The organism is Mycobacterium saskatchewanense (assembly GCF_010729105.1).
GTDB lineage: Bacteria > Actinomycetota > Actinomycetes > Mycobacteriales > Mycobacteriaceae > Mycobacterium > Mycobacterium saskatchewanense.
Genome location: NZ_AP022573.1, coordinates 3,303,002 through 3,317,766, shown reverse-complemented (window position 1 = coordinate 3,317,766; position 14,765 = coordinate 3,303,002). Strand labels below are relative to the sequence as shown.

The 14,765-nt window shown below is 70.0% G+C and carries 14 protein-coding genes, 1 tRNA gene and 1 other RNA gene; 7 read left to right on the top strand and 9 right to left on the bottom strand.

Features of this window, described 5'->3' with window-relative positions; genetic code table 11:
• Positions 1–30 precede the first annotated feature (30 nt).
• Both G6N56_RS15595 and G6N56_RS15590 read right to left on the bottom strand, forming a co-directional pair.
• The gene (locus tag G6N56_RS15595) at positions 31–1,170 is read right to left on the bottom strand and encodes a hypothetical protein (protein ID WP_085258282.1); all 1,140 of its coding nucleotides are present in this window, start codon (positions 1,168–1,170) and stop codon (positions 31–33) included.
• On the bottom strand, positions 1,167–2,498 hold the full coding sequence (locus G6N56_RS15590; RefSeq protein WP_085258281.1) for a hypothetical protein: 1,332 nt from the start codon (positions 2,496–2,498) through the stop codon (positions 1,167–1,169). The genes G6N56_RS15595 and G6N56_RS15590 overlap by 4 nt, the downstream gene beginning before the upstream one ends.
• Before the next feature lie 44 nt (positions 2,499–2,542).
• Between G6N56_RS15590 and G6N56_RS15585 the strand changes: the two genes are divergently transcribed.
• A complete protein-coding gene (locus tag G6N56_RS15585) occupies positions 2,543–2,896 on the top strand; it encodes a hypothetical protein (RefSeq protein WP_085258280.1) in 354 nt (117 codons plus the stop codon).
• A gap of 3 nt (positions 2,897–2,899) precedes the next feature.
• Here G6N56_RS15585 and G6N56_RS15580 read toward each other — a convergent pair whose 3' ends face one another.
• The 3 genes from G6N56_RS15580 to G6N56_RS15570 all read right to left on the bottom strand — a co-directional run bounded on the left by G6N56_RS15580 (position 2,900) and on the right by G6N56_RS15570 (position 6,545).
• A complete protein-coding gene (locus G6N56_RS15580; RefSeq protein ID WP_085258279.1) occupies positions 2,900–4,252 on the bottom strand; it encodes a CHAT domain-containing protein in 1,353 nt (450 codons plus the stop codon).
• Positions 4,249–5,961, bottom strand: coding sequence for a hypothetical protein (locus tag G6N56_RS15575; RefSeq protein WP_085258278.1), 1,713 nt, complete (start codon positions 5,959–5,961; stop codon positions 4,249–4,251). The genes G6N56_RS15580 and G6N56_RS15575 overlap by 4 nt, the downstream gene beginning before the upstream one ends.
• A 95-nt stretch (positions 5,962–6,056) precedes the next feature.
• Positions 6,057–6,545, bottom strand: coding sequence for a lipoprotein LpqH (locus G6N56_RS15570; RefSeq protein ID WP_085258277.1), 489 nt, complete (start codon positions 6,543–6,545; stop codon positions 6,057–6,059).
• Between the two features lie 140 nt (positions 6,546–6,685).
• On the opposite strand from G6N56_RS15570, the gene G6N56_RS15565 reads away from it, so the two are divergent.
• Positions 6,686–7,060 carry a hypothetical protein gene (locus G6N56_RS15565; protein WP_085258276.1) on the top strand — a complete coding sequence of 125 codons (375 nt, stop codon included), beginning with the start codon at positions 6,686–6,688 and terminating at the stop codon, positions 7,058–7,060.
• Between the two features lie 16 nt (positions 7,061–7,076).
• On the opposite strand, the gene G6N56_RS15560 is transcribed toward G6N56_RS15565, so the two are convergent.
• Together G6N56_RS15560 and G6N56_RS15555 are read right to left on the bottom strand one after the other, a co-directional pair.
• The gene (locus G6N56_RS15560) at positions 7,077–7,880 is read right to left on the bottom strand and encodes a lipid uptake coordinator LucA (RefSeq protein ID WP_085258275.1); all 804 of its coding nucleotides are present in this window, start codon (positions 7,878–7,880) and stop codon (positions 7,077–7,079) included.
• Between the two features lie 82 nt (positions 7,881–7,962).
• A tRNA-Ser gene (locus tag G6N56_RS15555) sits at positions 7,963–8,051 on the bottom strand.
• A gap of 68 nt (positions 8,052–8,119) precedes the next feature.
• On the opposite strand from G6N56_RS15555, the gene ffs reads away from it, so the two are divergent.
• The 4 genes from ffs (at position 8,120) to G6N56_RS29130 (ending at position 11,536) form a co-directional block, all read left to right on the top strand.
• Positions 8,120–8,216: signal recognition particle sRNA small type (gene ffs, locus G6N56_RS15550), an RNA gene on the top strand.
• 97 nt (positions 8,217–8,313) lie between these two features.
• Positions 8,314–9,606 (top strand): aspartate aminotransferase type Ic, encoded by a 1,293-nt coding sequence (locus G6N56_RS15545; protein WP_142280832.1) that lies wholly within the window; start codon positions 8,314–8,316, stop codon positions 9,604–9,606.
• 128 nt (positions 9,607–9,734) lie between these two features.
• On the top strand, positions 9,735–11,168 hold the full coding sequence (locus tag G6N56_RS15540; protein WP_232069070.1) for a DNA polymerase III subunits gamma/tau: 1,434 nt from the start codon (positions 9,735–9,737) through the stop codon (positions 11,166–11,168).
• Positions 11,126–11,536 carry a hypothetical protein gene (locus G6N56_RS29130; RefSeq protein WP_232069069.1) on the top strand — a complete coding sequence of 137 codons (411 nt, stop codon included), beginning with the start codon at positions 11,126–11,128 and terminating at the stop codon, positions 11,534–11,536. The genes G6N56_RS15540 and G6N56_RS29130 overlap by 43 nt, the downstream gene beginning before the upstream one ends.
• 8 nt (positions 11,537–11,544) lie before the next feature.
• On the opposite strand, the gene G6N56_RS15535 is transcribed toward G6N56_RS29130, so the two are convergent.
• Together G6N56_RS15535 and G6N56_RS15530 are read right to left on the bottom strand one after the other, a co-directional pair.
• A complete protein-coding gene (locus G6N56_RS15535) occupies positions 11,545–12,852 on the bottom strand; it encodes a class I SAM-dependent methyltransferase (RefSeq protein WP_197746630.1) in 1,308 nt (435 codons plus the stop codon).
• Positions 12,849–14,183 carry an FAD-binding oxidoreductase gene (locus G6N56_RS15530; protein ID WP_180150340.1) on the bottom strand — a complete coding sequence of 445 codons (1,335 nt, stop codon included), beginning with the start codon at positions 14,181–14,183 and terminating at the stop codon, positions 12,849–12,851. Before G6N56_RS15530 ends, G6N56_RS15535 begins: the two co-directional genes overlap by 4 nt.
• 123 nt (positions 14,184–14,306) lie before the next feature.
• Between G6N56_RS15530 and G6N56_RS15525 the strand changes: the two genes are divergently transcribed.
• Positions 14,307–14,744, top strand: coding sequence for an SRPBCC family protein (locus G6N56_RS15525; RefSeq protein WP_085258272.1), 438 nt, complete (start codon positions 14,307–14,309; stop codon positions 14,742–14,744).
• Positions 14,745–14,765 lie beyond the last annotated feature (21 nt).

Sequence of the window (14,765 nt, the reverse complement as noted above, 5' to 3'; positions counted from 1 at the left end):
GAGTGAGATTTCCGGGCGCGGGCGGGCTGCTCAATACTCGGATTCGGCGGCCAGGATCTCGGCGAGGAAGGCGTCGTCAGCCGGCCGGTCCAGCCGCGCCCGCGCCCACCGGCGAACGCGTTCACGCGTCTCCGGGGTCTCGGACCCCCGTGGAATGGACGCGCCGACGATCACCGCGGCCCGCGACCAATCATGGTCCCAGACCGCCGATTCCGTCACCGGTCGTTGCTCGGTATCGATCAGCGGGAGGGCCGCGCGTCCGGCGGCGTCCAGCGCGCCGGCCCCGGTGATGGCGCCCGAAATCAGTCGCACCGCGACGCCGGTGGGCTCGCCGGGCCCGATGACAGCGGCACGCACGACGGCCACCACCGCCGCGTCGGCCACCTCGACGCTCCAGGCAACGGTGTTCTCGCCCGCGTCGAAGATGCCGGGCGGCACCGCGCTCCAGTCGATCGACGCGACGCCCCGGGCGATCGCCGGTGCGCCGGGCCGGCCGCCGCCCGCGCCGGCGGCCAGCGCGTAATCGTCTCGGTGCCCGCTCGGGGCTTCCGCCGTGACGCGCGAGCCGTCAAGGGCTGCGGACAGTTCGGACCAGGCCTGCCCCTCGACCCCGGCTTCGTCGGCCAGCTCGGCGCCCGCCTGCACGAGGTCGATGACGCGGGGGTCGCCGGCGCGCACGTGGGTGATCAGGGCGGTGCCGTGCGGAGCCAGCAGCGCGGACACGTCCGAGTCGAACGTGTCGTCGGCGAAGTAGCCCTGCGCGCCGGCGGTGAGCAGCGCGACCTCGAGATCGAGCAGCGCGCGGTCGAGCCCGGCGATACCATCCTGCCGGCTGGCGGGCCACCACCGCCGCAGCCAGTGGCCGACGGCCAGCTTGCGGAGCGGTTCAACCGATCCCGGCACGATGTCCACGCCGGTCAGGTCGACGCTCCCGGTGGCGTCGGCCGAGCTCACGGCGGATAGCAGCGCGACGTGCCCCGCCTCACCGACGACGCGCCAAAGCCAGTCCGCCCGAGTCGGATCCGTGAAAGCGATCTCGACCGCCGCGGCGCCGGGCTGGTCGAGAATCCACGACAGCACCGCGCCGCTGACCTCCAGCACCGCCACCAGCGGCGTGGCGGCGAGCGTCGCACCCGTGCTCCACAGGCCGGAATCGGCGACCAGTCTCATCCGGCCTCCTGCAATTCGAGCATCGCCTTGATCCGCTGCCGGTGGTCGAGGCTCACCGACCGCGCGACTCCCTCGAGCAACGACCGCACGTGGTCGACGTCGTCGCAGGGTTCCTGCCAGACGTCGCGTCCATGCAGCCGCGCCCACAGCCGGCTCAGGTACGGCTGCGCGTACGCCGCCAGGTCCGCCACCACCTGCTGTTGCCGGGGATGGATGGGACCACCCGCGGCGAGGTAGCGCCGCGCATGCAGCACGTAGGCCTCCTTGCGCAGCCGCGCCTGGATCTGGGTGGCCAACGCATAACGGCCGCAGACGGACTGGTCGAGCGGCGCCAATTCGACCGCGACCTCGACGCCGGCCACCAGGGTCGCCTGTTTGTCCTCGCCCAGCAATCCCCAAGGCGCGCAGGCTCGGTCGACTTCCTCCTCGCACAACAGCGGAATCTCTGGCAACGCGTCGCGATCCAGGGCGCGTCGCAGCGTCGCCCGCACCCGGTCGACCACGCTGCGGTCCAGCGGGCGATCGCTGTCGGAGCCACCGGCGACCGCCGGTTGCCGTTGCGGCGCCGCCGAACTCAGGCCGAGCTCGACGATCGACCACGGCAGCCCGTCGGTTTCGGTGTGGGCCAGGGCGCCCAGGTTGTACGGCGTGGTGTCGGCGATCATGGCCGACCACACCCGCTGCCGGGCCGCCGCGGCGCTGTGGCCGTGGGCGGGTCCCAACACCGTGGCCAGCTCGGTCAGGAAGGGGCCGGTCGCCGCCGCCGAGGTCGTTGTGGGGACGCGCACGTCGCGCCAGCTGCGATCGAGTTGATCGGTCAGTTTGGCGACGACATCAGCGTTCGCCACGTGTTCGTTCAAGACTTCGATGCCCGTTCGGTCCCGCCCCTGGTGGATGTCGGCGAGCACCTTGCCCGCCGTCTCGTGGTCGTTCGGGCCGGGCGGTCCCGTTGTCACCGCCAACTCGAAGCACACCGGAAAGTAGAGTTCCTGAGCGTTCCCCGTGCGGATTCGCTGCCTGCGGCGTTCCAGTTTGAGGGCATCGAACCATGCTGCGGCAGAGCGCAATTCGGCCGCCCGCCCGAGGATCAGCTGGTGCATCGCCGCGGCCGTCTCACCGGTGACGACCGGCGCGGAGTACTGCGGGTTCGATCGCAGCCGCAGCACCAACGGGTCGATGATGCGCTTGACGGTCCGGGTCAACGGACCGCCGTCGTCGCTGCTGAGCACCTCGACGCCGGCGCCGATGGACCGCCATGCCCGGTCGATGACCGACCGGCGTGGCAGGCCCACCGTGACGATCGGCGCCAGCTGCGGATCCGCGCTCATCCGCACAGAATAGGGGCATCGGCAAGAAACCGGGAGCCGGAAAGTTGGGTTCGGTAGCCGACGGAGACCGCGAGTCTGGTCGCATGAAGAAGCTCAATGTGCTGCTGGAAAGCGCCGCCCGGTTCCTGTCCGCCCGAGGTCAATCGGCGAACGGGCACGCCATCGGCGTGGGCACCGTCCGGGAAACCGCCGGTGCCCGGCAGGTTTTCGTTGAGGTGGTGGCGGTTTCGGGGGAGACGTTCATCGGCAGGTTGGCGCCCGGCGACGGTGACCGGGAACTGCCGGCCCTGCGGCCGGGGCTCGTCGTCCTGGTCGCTTTTGATCCCGCTGCGCGCGAGGAGCTTTCGCTGCCAGACGATGTGCAGGCCGTGCACGCGGCATGGCTGGCCTCGCTCTGAGGGCTACCGCGCCCCGTCAACCGCGAAGGTGATCGGGGCGCCCCAATAGAGGGGGCTGGCGGCGAGGGCGCCGCCACGCCAGCGCCGCATCTGGTCGCGTTGCCATCGATTCAGCGCGCACCCCGCGTCATCCTGTTCGTGCGCACGGTCCACCGCGATGACGAGTTCGGCCATCGGATCCTCGTCCCCGGCGGCCGGGCCCGCAAACAGGCGGTACGCCTTCGTCGTCGGTAGCGACCACAAGGTGGCCGTCACCAGCTGCGCACCGCCCAGGACCATCGCGGCCACCAGGCCGGTCGCCTCGTCGAACTGGTAGTCCCCACCCGAGCCGCACGCCAGCAGGGCGACGCGCGGTGGCATCGGCATCTGCAAGGACATCAGGTCCGACGCGGTCAGCGGGCGGTGATCGCCGATGGCGTCGGCGTCTCCGCGCATCGCCGCCGTACACGCGAGGTGCAGGGCCGCGCGGTCGGCCCGCCCCTCGGCCGAACTGGCGTGACCAACGTACATGAGCCGGTTGGGCGCTTGGACGAGCATCTTGGCCAGCCAAGCGCGATCGGCGTCCCGCCGGCGGAACAGCTCCACCGGGTCGCCGGCGTCCGGCAACACGGCGCGGCGTCGCGCCAGCTCGGCGTAATGCTGGGCCAATCGCGTCCGCGCCGAGGGGCGGCCGAGCACCGATCCCAGCGCAGAGTCGGGCAGTTGCCCGGGCACCCGCGGGTCGAGGACCAGGACCGGCGGGTTGGCGCGCCTCTCGGCCCATCCGGCCGGTGATCGCGGGGAGTGCACGATGTTCTGCGGCTCCGCCATGAGCACATCGGCCAGCTCCATCAGCCGATAACCGTCGGTGTGTTCCTCGATATCGGCGAGTTGCCACGGGATCCGGGCGGCCACCCGGCCGCTGGCGGTCATCGCCTCTTGCCGGGCACGAGCCAATTCCTCCTTGCTCGGACCCGATTTCGGCAGCGCCAGCAGGCCCCAGGGCACGCGCGCGAGCCGCGCGGTGGGCGAGACGAAGAGCACCGCACGTGGCGACGCCGCGCAGCTCCTGAGCAGTTGCCATCCGGCGGGCGCGATCAGCAGCACCCCGAGGATGTAAGCGACGACGAGTTCGGTGTCCGGCCGCGCGAAAGGGCCGCGCGTCAGCGCGCGTTCGATGGCATCGCGGGGGCTTTCGGAGCCGGCCGGCTCGGGCAGGGCCTCGGTCAGCTCCTGCAGGGCCGCCAGCAGGATCGGCTCCTCGACCACCCAGGTGACGGTGCGCGACGGCTGCCCGACGATACGCAGGCTGGCGTAGGTGGCGATGCCGACGTCGGCGTAGCGGAGCACCAGCGTCAGCCGGTCCGGCACGCTCATGGCCAGGTCGACCAGGCGGGCTCATCGGTGACGACCGCCTGCCCGTAACGTTCGAATGCCAGTGCGCGGTAGTGGCCCAAGATTGGTTCGGCGCCCGGTTCCATCCGCAGCGGGGGTAACGGGCCGAGCCGGGTGAGCGCGCCCCCGGCGCGCACTGACGGCCCCGCCGCGGCCAGCGCGTCACCGGCGTCGACGGGCGCCGTCGTGGTCGCCGTCGACGCCCATTCACCGACAGTCGCCCGTCCCGGCTCGTTGGCAAATGTGCCTCGCGCGCTGTGGTATTCGACGAGCTCGCTGATCAGCTGGGTGTTCTCCCACTCCCAGGCGACGGCGAAGGCGCCGGCCAGCATCGGCGCAGAAACGCTGGCCGCCCAGCGCGCCCGGGCGTCCGCGTCGGCGATCGAATACCGCACCGAGTCCACCGCCAGCGCCGCCGGCACCTTGAGCTCTGCGGCCTGCTCGAGCTTCGCCATCGCGCGTCGATACGCCGGGGTGCCGACCTCGCCCAGGATGACACCCAGCGATTGGGCATGCCGTTCTCCGGTTTCCTGCAGGGTCTCGTCGGGGTCACCGGACCCGTCGAAGCCCAAGTCGGCCAACGCATCCGCTCGCCACACCGTCCCCAGGTGATTGTCGAGCCGGGCGTACTGCAGCCAACTGCTGCGCGGCGAGGAATCGAGCACCTCACGGGCCTGAGCGATCAGCTCGACCGCCGCCTCGAACCGGCTCCAGAAGATCGGTATCCAGCTGCGCTGCAACAGGATACGGTGCAGGTGAAGCGGCTTGCCCAACCCCCGCCAGTGTCGCTCCGCGTGCTCCCAGCATTCGTCGGCCGCCCCCAGTGCGCCAGACCCCAGGCGGGTGAGTCCCAGGTACAGCCAGCACCGGGCCACGTCGTGGGCGCGTGCGTAGCGCGCGATGACCGGGTAGGCCTCCGAGACGATCCGCTCGGTACTCACGTGGTCACCCGCCACCCAACAACCGGCAGCACGCTCCAATTGTGCTGTGGCACTGGCCAACTCCCAGTCGTTGGCTTGCGCGCGGGCCTCGGCCCGGCGCAACCACGGCTCGGCCTCGGACAATCGCCCCGTCTCGACGCAGAACCTGCCGTACCCGGTGGCGGCGACCACCCGGAGATGGTCGGAGTCCCCGGCGCCGTCGATCATGCCGAGTGCCTGCTCCCAGAGCGGAATCGCCCGCGCGTGCAGGTCGTCGTCGCACAGCGCGCCCGCGCACAGCACCCGCGCGAAGGCGCACAGGTAGGTGTGCTCGTCGGCGAGTTCGTCGAATCCGCCGCGATTCCAGTTGTCCAGCGCGGCCAGCGCCGACGCCGCCCCCTCGTGATCGCCGACCGCCGCCGCCAGGCCCGTCTGCAGGAACTGGGCCCGTCGCGAGTAGCGGCAGATCATGCGTTCCACCTCGGCGTGCGGAATCCGCACCTGGCCCGCGGCCTCCGGCATGGCGCCGGCGGCGATCGCCGAGTAGATGGCCAAGCACTCGCGGATGCGGCGGATCGACTCCGACACGCCGTCGTGCGACCCGCGCGCCAGGTAGATCTCCCCAAGCTGGGCAAGGACTTCCAGCATCAGGTCGTCGCGATCCTCCGCCTCGATCCGGGGTATCAGGGACAGCAGGAGATCCCGGGCGGCCGCCTCGTCGGCGGCGACTGCCAGGCGCCGCGCGCGCTGAAGGTCGGCGGGGATCGACACGGCTGCATCATAAGTCCGCGCGCGATGCCGGGCCGCCAGAACGGCGAGCGGCGGACGTCGGCCGAAGCCACGTCCGCCGCCCGGGGTTGAACGGATCAACCGCAGGTCACCTTGATGTTGAAGTCCTTGGTGATCATCCCCGCCATGGGGTTCTTCAGGTCGGCGCCCTGGGCCTGGCCGTTGATGGTGTACGTCTTACCGTCCACCGCCACATCGGCCGAACCCACCTTGGCGCCCATGTTGTTGGCGACCGAGAGGGCGTTGCCGTCGACGACGAGCGCCAGCGACTCGACCTTCGGGGTGGCCTCGTCGGTCATCACGACGGCCAACGCTTGCCGTCCACCGGTGGAGCCGCTGCCGATGTTGATCCGGCCGCCCGTTTTGACGCACGTCACCGAAGCCGGGTCCAGGCCCGCCAGGTCGGTGCCGCCCACCTTGACCTGCGCACCGGCACCGGTCGCCACGCTGGGCACGGTGCTCGAGCCCGGGCCGGCCGTGTGGCCACCGCTCGAACAACCCACCAGCGCCACCGAGGCCGCAGCACAGCCAACAGTTCCAATCGCAGCCGCGAGAAGACGTTTCACCGATATTCCCTTTCCTCATGCGCCGCCCCGTTGGCGTCGACATGGCGCAAGTACAGACCGGCTCCGCGCCTACCGATCCCAAACTTCGGGCGGCCGTCTGAGTAGGCTGCGACGGAGGCGGCGCTACGAAGGGAGACGCGATGGCGAGCGTTAAATGGCTGGAAGAGCCTGAGGTCCATGACTTCCCGGCCGCGGCCGACTACCTGGCCCTGGTGGCGGAGCCGGGCATTGCCAACCAGTTGGCGGAAAAGATGAAGACCGGCGTCGTCAGCTGCAAGAAGGCCAAGGACATCCTGCGGGCGGCGCGGCTGACGCTGTTACCCGATGACAATCCGCACGTCGCCGCGGATCTGACCAAGATCAAAAAGGGCCAGCCGCTGTCGCCGATCCTGCTCGTCCGCGGCGACTTCACGACAGGTGTGCCGTTGCAGATCGCCGACGGCTACCACCGGGTCTGCGCGAGCTACCACACGGACGAGAACACCGACATTCCGGTCATCATCGTCTCGGCGTAATCGACGCCGCGACCGATTACTCGTCGGGGCCTTCGTCCACCGCGACGCCGCCGCGCGTGCGGCGCCGCCGCATCCGGTGCGAGCCCTTGCCCGTCGGGCGCCGGTTACGCAGGCCCGCGCGCGGCTCTTCCTCTTCGTCGGCGGTCTCTTCGGCCTCCGACTCGTCGGCGGCCTCGGCGGTGACTTCCGTGGGCTGGGCGTCTTCGGTCGCTTCGGATTCTTCCGACTCGTCGGCGGCCTCGGCGTCTTCGACGTCCTCGGGCTCTTCCGATTCCTCGGTGGCTTCGGCCTCGGATTCTTCGATCGCTTCGGCCTCGTCCGCCTCGTCGTCACCCTTCTTGCGGCGCAGGCGACGCCGCTTGGGTTTCTTCGCTTTGATGGGTTTCGGCGGTGGCGGCGGCAGCTCGGCCACGAACGACAGGTAGAACGCCACGTACCCGAGGACCCCGATCGCGGCGGCCGCACCGTAGATCGCGAACAGGTACCGTCCGGCGGCGTCCAGGCTGAGCCAGATCTCGCTGATCGCGGTTCCGACGATCAGGATGCCGGCCAGCACGTGGGCCACGATCGACCAGACCCGGATCGACAGCGCCAGCTGCGGCGTGCCCAGCTCCGGCTTGCGGGTGCGCAGCAGCGTGAAGACGACGGGCAACGCGGCCAGTCCGATGAGCGCGCCGGATGCGATCCGGCCGGCCATCCCCAACCCGCGTGGCATTTCCCCCATCAGCTCATACCAGCGGGGCAACACGCAGAAGAAGTAGAGGACACCGGCGGCAACGAAGAACAACGTGTGCCACGCGATGAACCACTTCCGGGCCATAAGCCTCCTCAGGCTGGTGAGCTCACGCCAGCCTGCGGCGACCAGAACTCACGTCATTGTGCTTGTCCGCGTCCGAACCAAGTGGCGGAGGATGCGGGATTTGAACCCGCGAGGGCTGTTAACCCAACCCGCGTTCCAGGCGAGCGCCATAGGCCACTAGGCGAATCCTCCGTGGCCATGGTAACCGAGGGTGGTACGGCCGCCCCCGGTAGTCGGTCGGGGCCAGGTACTACACTCGCCGATGGACCCCGCGCGGCGTCTATCCTGTGAACTCCCCCAGGGCCGGAAGGCAGCAAGGGTCAATGGGCTCTGTCGGGTGCGCGGGGTCCCCTATGTTCGACGAGCGGCGACCCGCTGCGCCCGGTCCCCCGAAAGCGGGAGGCACCTTGAACCGCGCGCCGGCGATCGCCACAAGGCAGCGGAAGGGCCCCTGGTGTCGCTGGATTCACTCAGCTCGGAAGAACTGGCCGCCGCGCACGCGCGCAACCAGCAGGATTACGCGGAGTTGCAAGCCAAGAAGCTCGCTCTGGACCTGACCCGCGGTAAACCCTCCGCGGAGCAGCTCGACCTGTCCAACCAGCTGCTGAGCCTGCCGGGAGAGTCCTACCGCGACGGCGAGGGCACCGACACCCGCAACTACGGCGGCCTGCACGGCCTGCCGGAGCTCCGGGCGATCTTCGGCGAACTCCTCGGCATTGCGGTGCCGAACCTGATCGCCGGCAACAACTCCAGCCTGGAGCTGATGCACGACCTCGTGGCCTTCTCTATGTTGTACGGCGGCGTGGACTCGCCACGGCCCTGGAAGGACGAGCCGAACGTCAAGTTCCTGTGCCCCGTCCCCGGCTACGACCGGCACTTTGCGATCACCGAGACCATGGGCGTCGAGATGATCCCCGTCCCGATGCTGCAGGACGGCCCTGACGTCGACCTGATCGAGGAGCTGGTCGCTGTCGACCCCACCATCAAGGGGATGTGGGCGGTGCCGGTCTTCGGCAACCCGACCGGCGTCACGTATTCCTGGGAGACCGTCCGCCGCCTCGTCCAGATGCGCACGGCGGCCTCGGACTTCCGGCTGTTCTGGGACAACGCGTACGCCGTGCACACACTGACGCACGACTTCATCCGGCAGGTCGACGTGCTCGGGCTCGCCGCCAAGGCCGGCAACCCGCACCGGCCCTACGTCTTCGCTTCCACCTCCAAGATCACGTTCGCCGGGGCGGGCGTCAGCTTCCTCGGCGGATCGCTGGGCAACATCGCCTGGTACCTGCAGTACGCGGGTAAGAAGTCGATCGGGCCGGACAAGGTCAACCAGCTCCGGCACCTGCGCTTCTTCGGCGACGCGGACGGGGTGCGCCTGCACATGCTGCGCCACCAGCAGATCCTGGCGCCGAAGTTCGCGCTGGCCCTCGAGATCCTGGACAAGCGGCTGAGCGACTCCAAGATCGCCTCCTGGACCGAACCCCAGGGCGGCTACTTCATCAGCCTCGACGTGTTGCCCGGGACGGCGCGCCGCACCGTCGCCCTGGCCAAGGACGCCGGCATCGCCGTCACCGAGGCCGGCGCGTCGTTCCCCTACCGCAAGGACCCCGACGACACGAACATCCGGATCGCCCCCACCTTCCCATCGCTGCCCGACCTGCGCGACGCGGTCGACGGCTTGGCGACCTGCGCCTTGCTGGCGGCGTCGGAGGCCCGGCTGGGCGCGACGGCCTCGAGTGTGAACTGACGGCCTTGCGCGTGCGCTGATGGCGGGAAACCCGGCAAAATTCCCGCCCCGCAGGCACACTCGACGCCGCCGATGCACACTCGACGCCCGCCGGGCACTCGTCACCGTGCGCCGGTAGCCTGCTGACCGTGGCCCTCTACCGCAAGTACCGACCGGCGACCTTCGCCGAAGTGGTGGGGCAGGAGCACGTCACCGAACCCCTGTCCATCGCGCTGGACGCCGGCCGGATCAACCACGCCTACCTCTTCTCCGGGCCGCGGGGCTGCGGGAAGACGTCGTCGGCGCGCATCTTGGCGAGGTCGCTGAACTGCGCGGAGGGGCCGACGTCGACGCCGTGCGGGGTCTGCGACTCCTGCACGGCGCTGGCGCCCAACGCGCCGGGCAGCATCGACGTCGTCGAGCTCGACGCCGCCAGCCACGGCGGCGTGGACGACACCCGTGAGCTGCGGGACCGCGCGTTCTACGCGCCGGCCCAGTCCCGCTACCGGGTGTTCATCATCGACGAGGCGCACATGGTGACCACGGCGGGCTTCAATGCGCTGCTCAAGATCGTGGAGGAGCCGCCCGAGCACCTGATCTTCATCTTCGCCACCACCGAGCCGGAGAAGGTGCTGCCGACCATCCGGTCGCGCACCCATCACTACCCGTTCCGGTTGCTGCCGCCGAAGGTCATGCGGTCGCTGATCGGGCGGATCTGCGAGCAGGAGGGCGTCGTCGTGGACGACGCGGTGTACCCGCTGGTGATCCGCGCCGGCGGCGGCTCGCCGCGCGACACGCTGTCGGTCCTCGACCAGCTGGTGGCCGGGGCCGAGGACAGCCACCTGAGGTACCAGCGGGCGCTGGGTCTGCTGGGTGCCACCGACGTCGCGCTGATCGACGACGCCGTCGACGCCCTGGCCGCGTCGGACGCGGCGGCGCTGTTCGGCGCCGTCGAATCGGTGATCGACGCCGGTCACGACCCGCGGCGCTTCGCCACCGACCTGCTGGAGCGGTTCCGCGACCTCCTCCTGATGCAGGCGGTTCCGGACGCCGCTAGCCGCGGCGTGGTGGACGCGCCGGAGGACGTGCTGGACCGCATGCGCGAGCAGGCGGCCCGGATCGGCCCGGCGACGCTGACCCGCTACGCCGAGGTCGTGCAGGCCGGGCTGGGGGAGATGCGGGGGGCGACGGCACCCCGGCTGCTGCTGGAGGTGGTCTGCGCGCGGCTGCTGCTGCCGTCGGCCAGTGACGCCGAGTCGGCGCTGCTGCAACGCGTCGAGCGGATCGAGAACCGCCTGGACATGTCCATCCCGCAGACCGCGGCCGCGGTGGCACCGCCCGCGCCGGTGGCACAACCGGTACCGCCGTCACGGCGGGCGACGGTGGCCGCCGCGGCCCGCCGGCTCCCAAGCCCGAACCGAAGCCCGAGCCGGCGCCGGCGCCGGCGCCGACACCCCAGCCGCAACCCACGCCTGTTACGGAACCCGTGTCGGCCCCCGGCGAACTCAACGCCGCCGCCGTGCGCACGATGTGGCCGACGGTGCGCGACAAGGTGCGCCAGCGCAGCCGCACCACCGAGGTGATGCTGGCCGGCGCCACCGTCCGCGCGGTGGAGGACAACACCCTCGTGCTGACCCATGCCTCGGCGCCGCTGGCCAAGCGGCTCTGCGAACAGCGCAACGCCGACGTCATCGCCGACGCGCTCAAAGACGCGCTGGGCGTGAACTGGCGAGTGCGGTGCGAGGCCGGCGCGGCGACGCCCGCCGAACCCGACCCCGCGCCGCCCAGGGCGGAACAGCCCGCGGTGGTCTCGGCGCAGCGCGACGAGGAGGAACACATGCTCGCCGAGGCCGGGCGCACCGACCCGTCGGCGCCGCGCCGCGACCCCGAAGAGGTTGCCCTGGAATTGCTGCAGAGCGAGCTGGGAGCGCGCCGGATCGACAACGGCTAGGCGGGCAGCTAGGGCGTCCACCAGGGGCGCAGCGGCAGGTCGTCGTCGCCGCGGTCGTCGACCTTGGCCGCCAGCACGTGGTGCAGCTGCAGGTTGTTCTGCTCGAAGGCCACCCGTGACGCGGCCATGTACAGGCCCCACACCTTGGCGGTCGCCAGGCCCACCTCGGCGACCGCGTCCTCCCAGTGCTCGACGAGGTTGCGGCACCAGTCGCGCAGCGTCATCGCGTAGTGGTGCCGAAGGTTCTCCGTGTGCAGGACCTCCAATCCGCTGTCCTGAACCTCGCAGGTGATGCGCCCGGAGCCGGTCAGCTCCCCGTCGGGAAAGACGTAGCGGTCGGTGAATCCGCCGGCGAACGAGGTCGACTTGTTGTCGTGGCGGGTGATGCAGTGATTGAGGAGCAGGCCGCCGGTGCGCAGCTTCGACTTGAGGAAGCCGAAGTAGGCGGGATAGTTCTTGACGCCGATGTGCTCGGTCAGCCCGATGGAGGACACGGCGTCGAAACTTGCCTCCCCCACGTCGCGGTAGTCGGAGTGCCGCACCTCGGCCAGCTCCTCGAGCCCCTCGTCCTGGATCGCCTTGCGGGCCCACGCCGCCTGCTCGGCCGACAGGGTCGCGCCGATCACCCGGACCCCGCGACGCGCGGCATAGCGCACCATGCCGCCCCAGCCGCAGCCGACGTCGAGCAGCCGGTCGCCCGGCCGCAGTCGCAGCTTCTCGAAGATCAGCCGGTACTTGTTTTCCTGGGCCTCTTCCAGCGTCGAGTCGGCGTCGGGGTAGACCGCACACGTGTAGGTCATCGACGGCCCGAGCACCCACTCGTAGAAGGCATTGGACACGTCGTAGTGGTGATGGATGGCCTCGGCGTCTCGGGTCTTGCTGTGCATGAGGCCGTCGGCGACGCGGCGCCACCGCGGGGGCGCCTCCTGCGGCGGCGGCGGCACCGGCAACAGGCGCTCGACGCCGATCGAACGGACGACGTTGGCGAGCACCCGTGCCGGGGGCCTCTTGAACTGGACCCGGTCGGTCAGCGTCTTGAGCAGCTGGTACGGGTCGCCGGGGTGGACTCCGCACGCCTCCAGGTCGCCGGATACGTAGGCACGGGCAAGGCCGAGCTCACCGGGAGCCGTGGCGAGGTAGGTGGCACCGCGGGGGGAACGCAGGTTCAGGCCGAGCTCGGCGTCCTGGCTCCCGGCGGTGCTGCCGTCGTACGCGGTGAACTTCAGCGGGTGGCGACCGGTGGCGGCGAAGATCTCGAGAACCTGGGCCATGCTGAACTTGCCGGTGGTATGGCCGGGATCTCTCGTGGTCGTCATCTCCGTTGCACCGCCTTTGCGTAGAGGTCGAGGAGCCGGGAGTCCGGGTCGTAGGTCTTCTTCACAGTGTTGTAGGCCTCGCCGCCGTAGAGTTCATCGAACTCCTCGCGGGTGTAGAACGAGTCCGAATACAGCGACTTGTGGCCGTCGAGCTCGCTAACCTTCGCCTCGATCATCCGGTTGGTGGCGCCTTCGGTCGCGCCGGCGGGCACCGACGACCAGAACCCGACGTTGACGAACGTGTGATCCGGCCGGATCGGGTACAGCGGCCAGCCCTCGTGGTCGCGCAGCCGCAGCGGACACAGCCAGATCGGCGTGATCGGCACGCGGTCGAGGAACCACTCCAGGAACTCGCAGGTCCGCTCGACGGGCACCTCGATGTCCTGCACCACCCGTTCCCGCGGGGGACGGCCGTTGCGTTGCTCGATCCGATCGGCGATGCCGTAGCGCTGGTCGAGGGCCACCAGCTTCCAATAGAAGCTGCTGCGCCGGTAGCGGCGCGGCCACCACCTGCGCACCCGCGGGTCCTGCATGCCGAATGCGCGTGAGCACCAGAACCAGTCGGTGTCCCAACGCCAGAAGTAGTCGTGAACGGTCAGCCGGTCGTCCTTGGTGGCCTCCACGCCCGCGCCCTCGTGGCGGATCGACTGGTAGTAGATGTCCTTCCCGGTGTAGTCGCTCAACGGTCCCGGGGTCGTGGTGCGCCGGCCGACGCACAGGTAGCTCTCGTCGGGTCCGAACACCACGCCGTCGACGTAGTCCACCGGAGTCCCGCCCTGCCCGCCGGTGTCGATGATGCGTTCCATCGCCGCCACCAGGTCCGGCAGCGAGCGGAACCGCACATGCCGCAGCGCCACGAACGGGGCAACCGGCTCCAGCTCGATCCGCAGCCTGGTCGAATAACCGAGCGTGCCATAGGAATTGGGAAAGGTGCGGAACAGATCGGTGTGCTGGCCGCGCGACGCGGTGACCAATTCGCCCGCGCCGGTGAGGATGTCCATCTCGAGCACCGATTCGTGCGGCAGGCCGTTGCGGAACGACGCCGACTCGATGCCCAGGCCGCTGACCGCGCCGCCGAGGGTGATGGTCTTGAGCTGCGGAACCACAAGGGGGGAAAGGCCGTAGGGCAGCGTCGCGGCCACCAGGTCCTCATAGGTGCACATGCCGGCCACGTCGGCGGTCCGGGCCTCGGGGTCGACGAACAGCACCCCGGTCAGCCCCGATGTGTCCAGGCCGCGCGCGTCACTTTTGGCGCGGGCGCGGAACAGGTTTGAGGTGGGCTTGGCGAGTCGGACGGCGGACGTTGCCGGGATGGATCGATAACTCGCCATCAAACGGTCGACGCCCGCTGCGTGAGCCGAGAGCGCAGATCCAGGGGGAGGCACCACATATACCCTAGTCTTCGACCACTGCCCGTGCACCCGCGCGCGGGCGGCATAGCTTCAGGAGTTGCCTTGGGACAGGTGAGCGCCGCCAGCACGATTTTGATCAACGCCGAACCCGCGGCCACCCTTGCCGCCGTCGCGGATTATCAGAAGGTGCGCCCGAAGATTCTGCCCCCGCAGTACAGCGACTACCAGGTGCTGCAGGGTGGGCAGGGGGCCGGGACCGTCGCCAAGTGGCGATTGCAGGCCACCAAGTCACGCGTGCGCGATGTGCAGGTCGACGTCGACGTCGCCGGTCACACGGTCATCGAGAAGGACGCGAACTCGTCGATGGTCATCAACTGGACGGTGGCTCCCGCCGGCCCCGGCTCCAGCGTCACCGTGAAGACCACCTGGACCGGTGCCGGTGGCGTCAAGGGATTCTTCGAAAAGACTTTTGCGCCTTTGGGTTTGAAGCGAATTCAGGGCGAGGTGCTGGCGAACCTGAAGAAGGAGCTGGAAGGCTAGCGCGGCGACGATGCGCGCCGC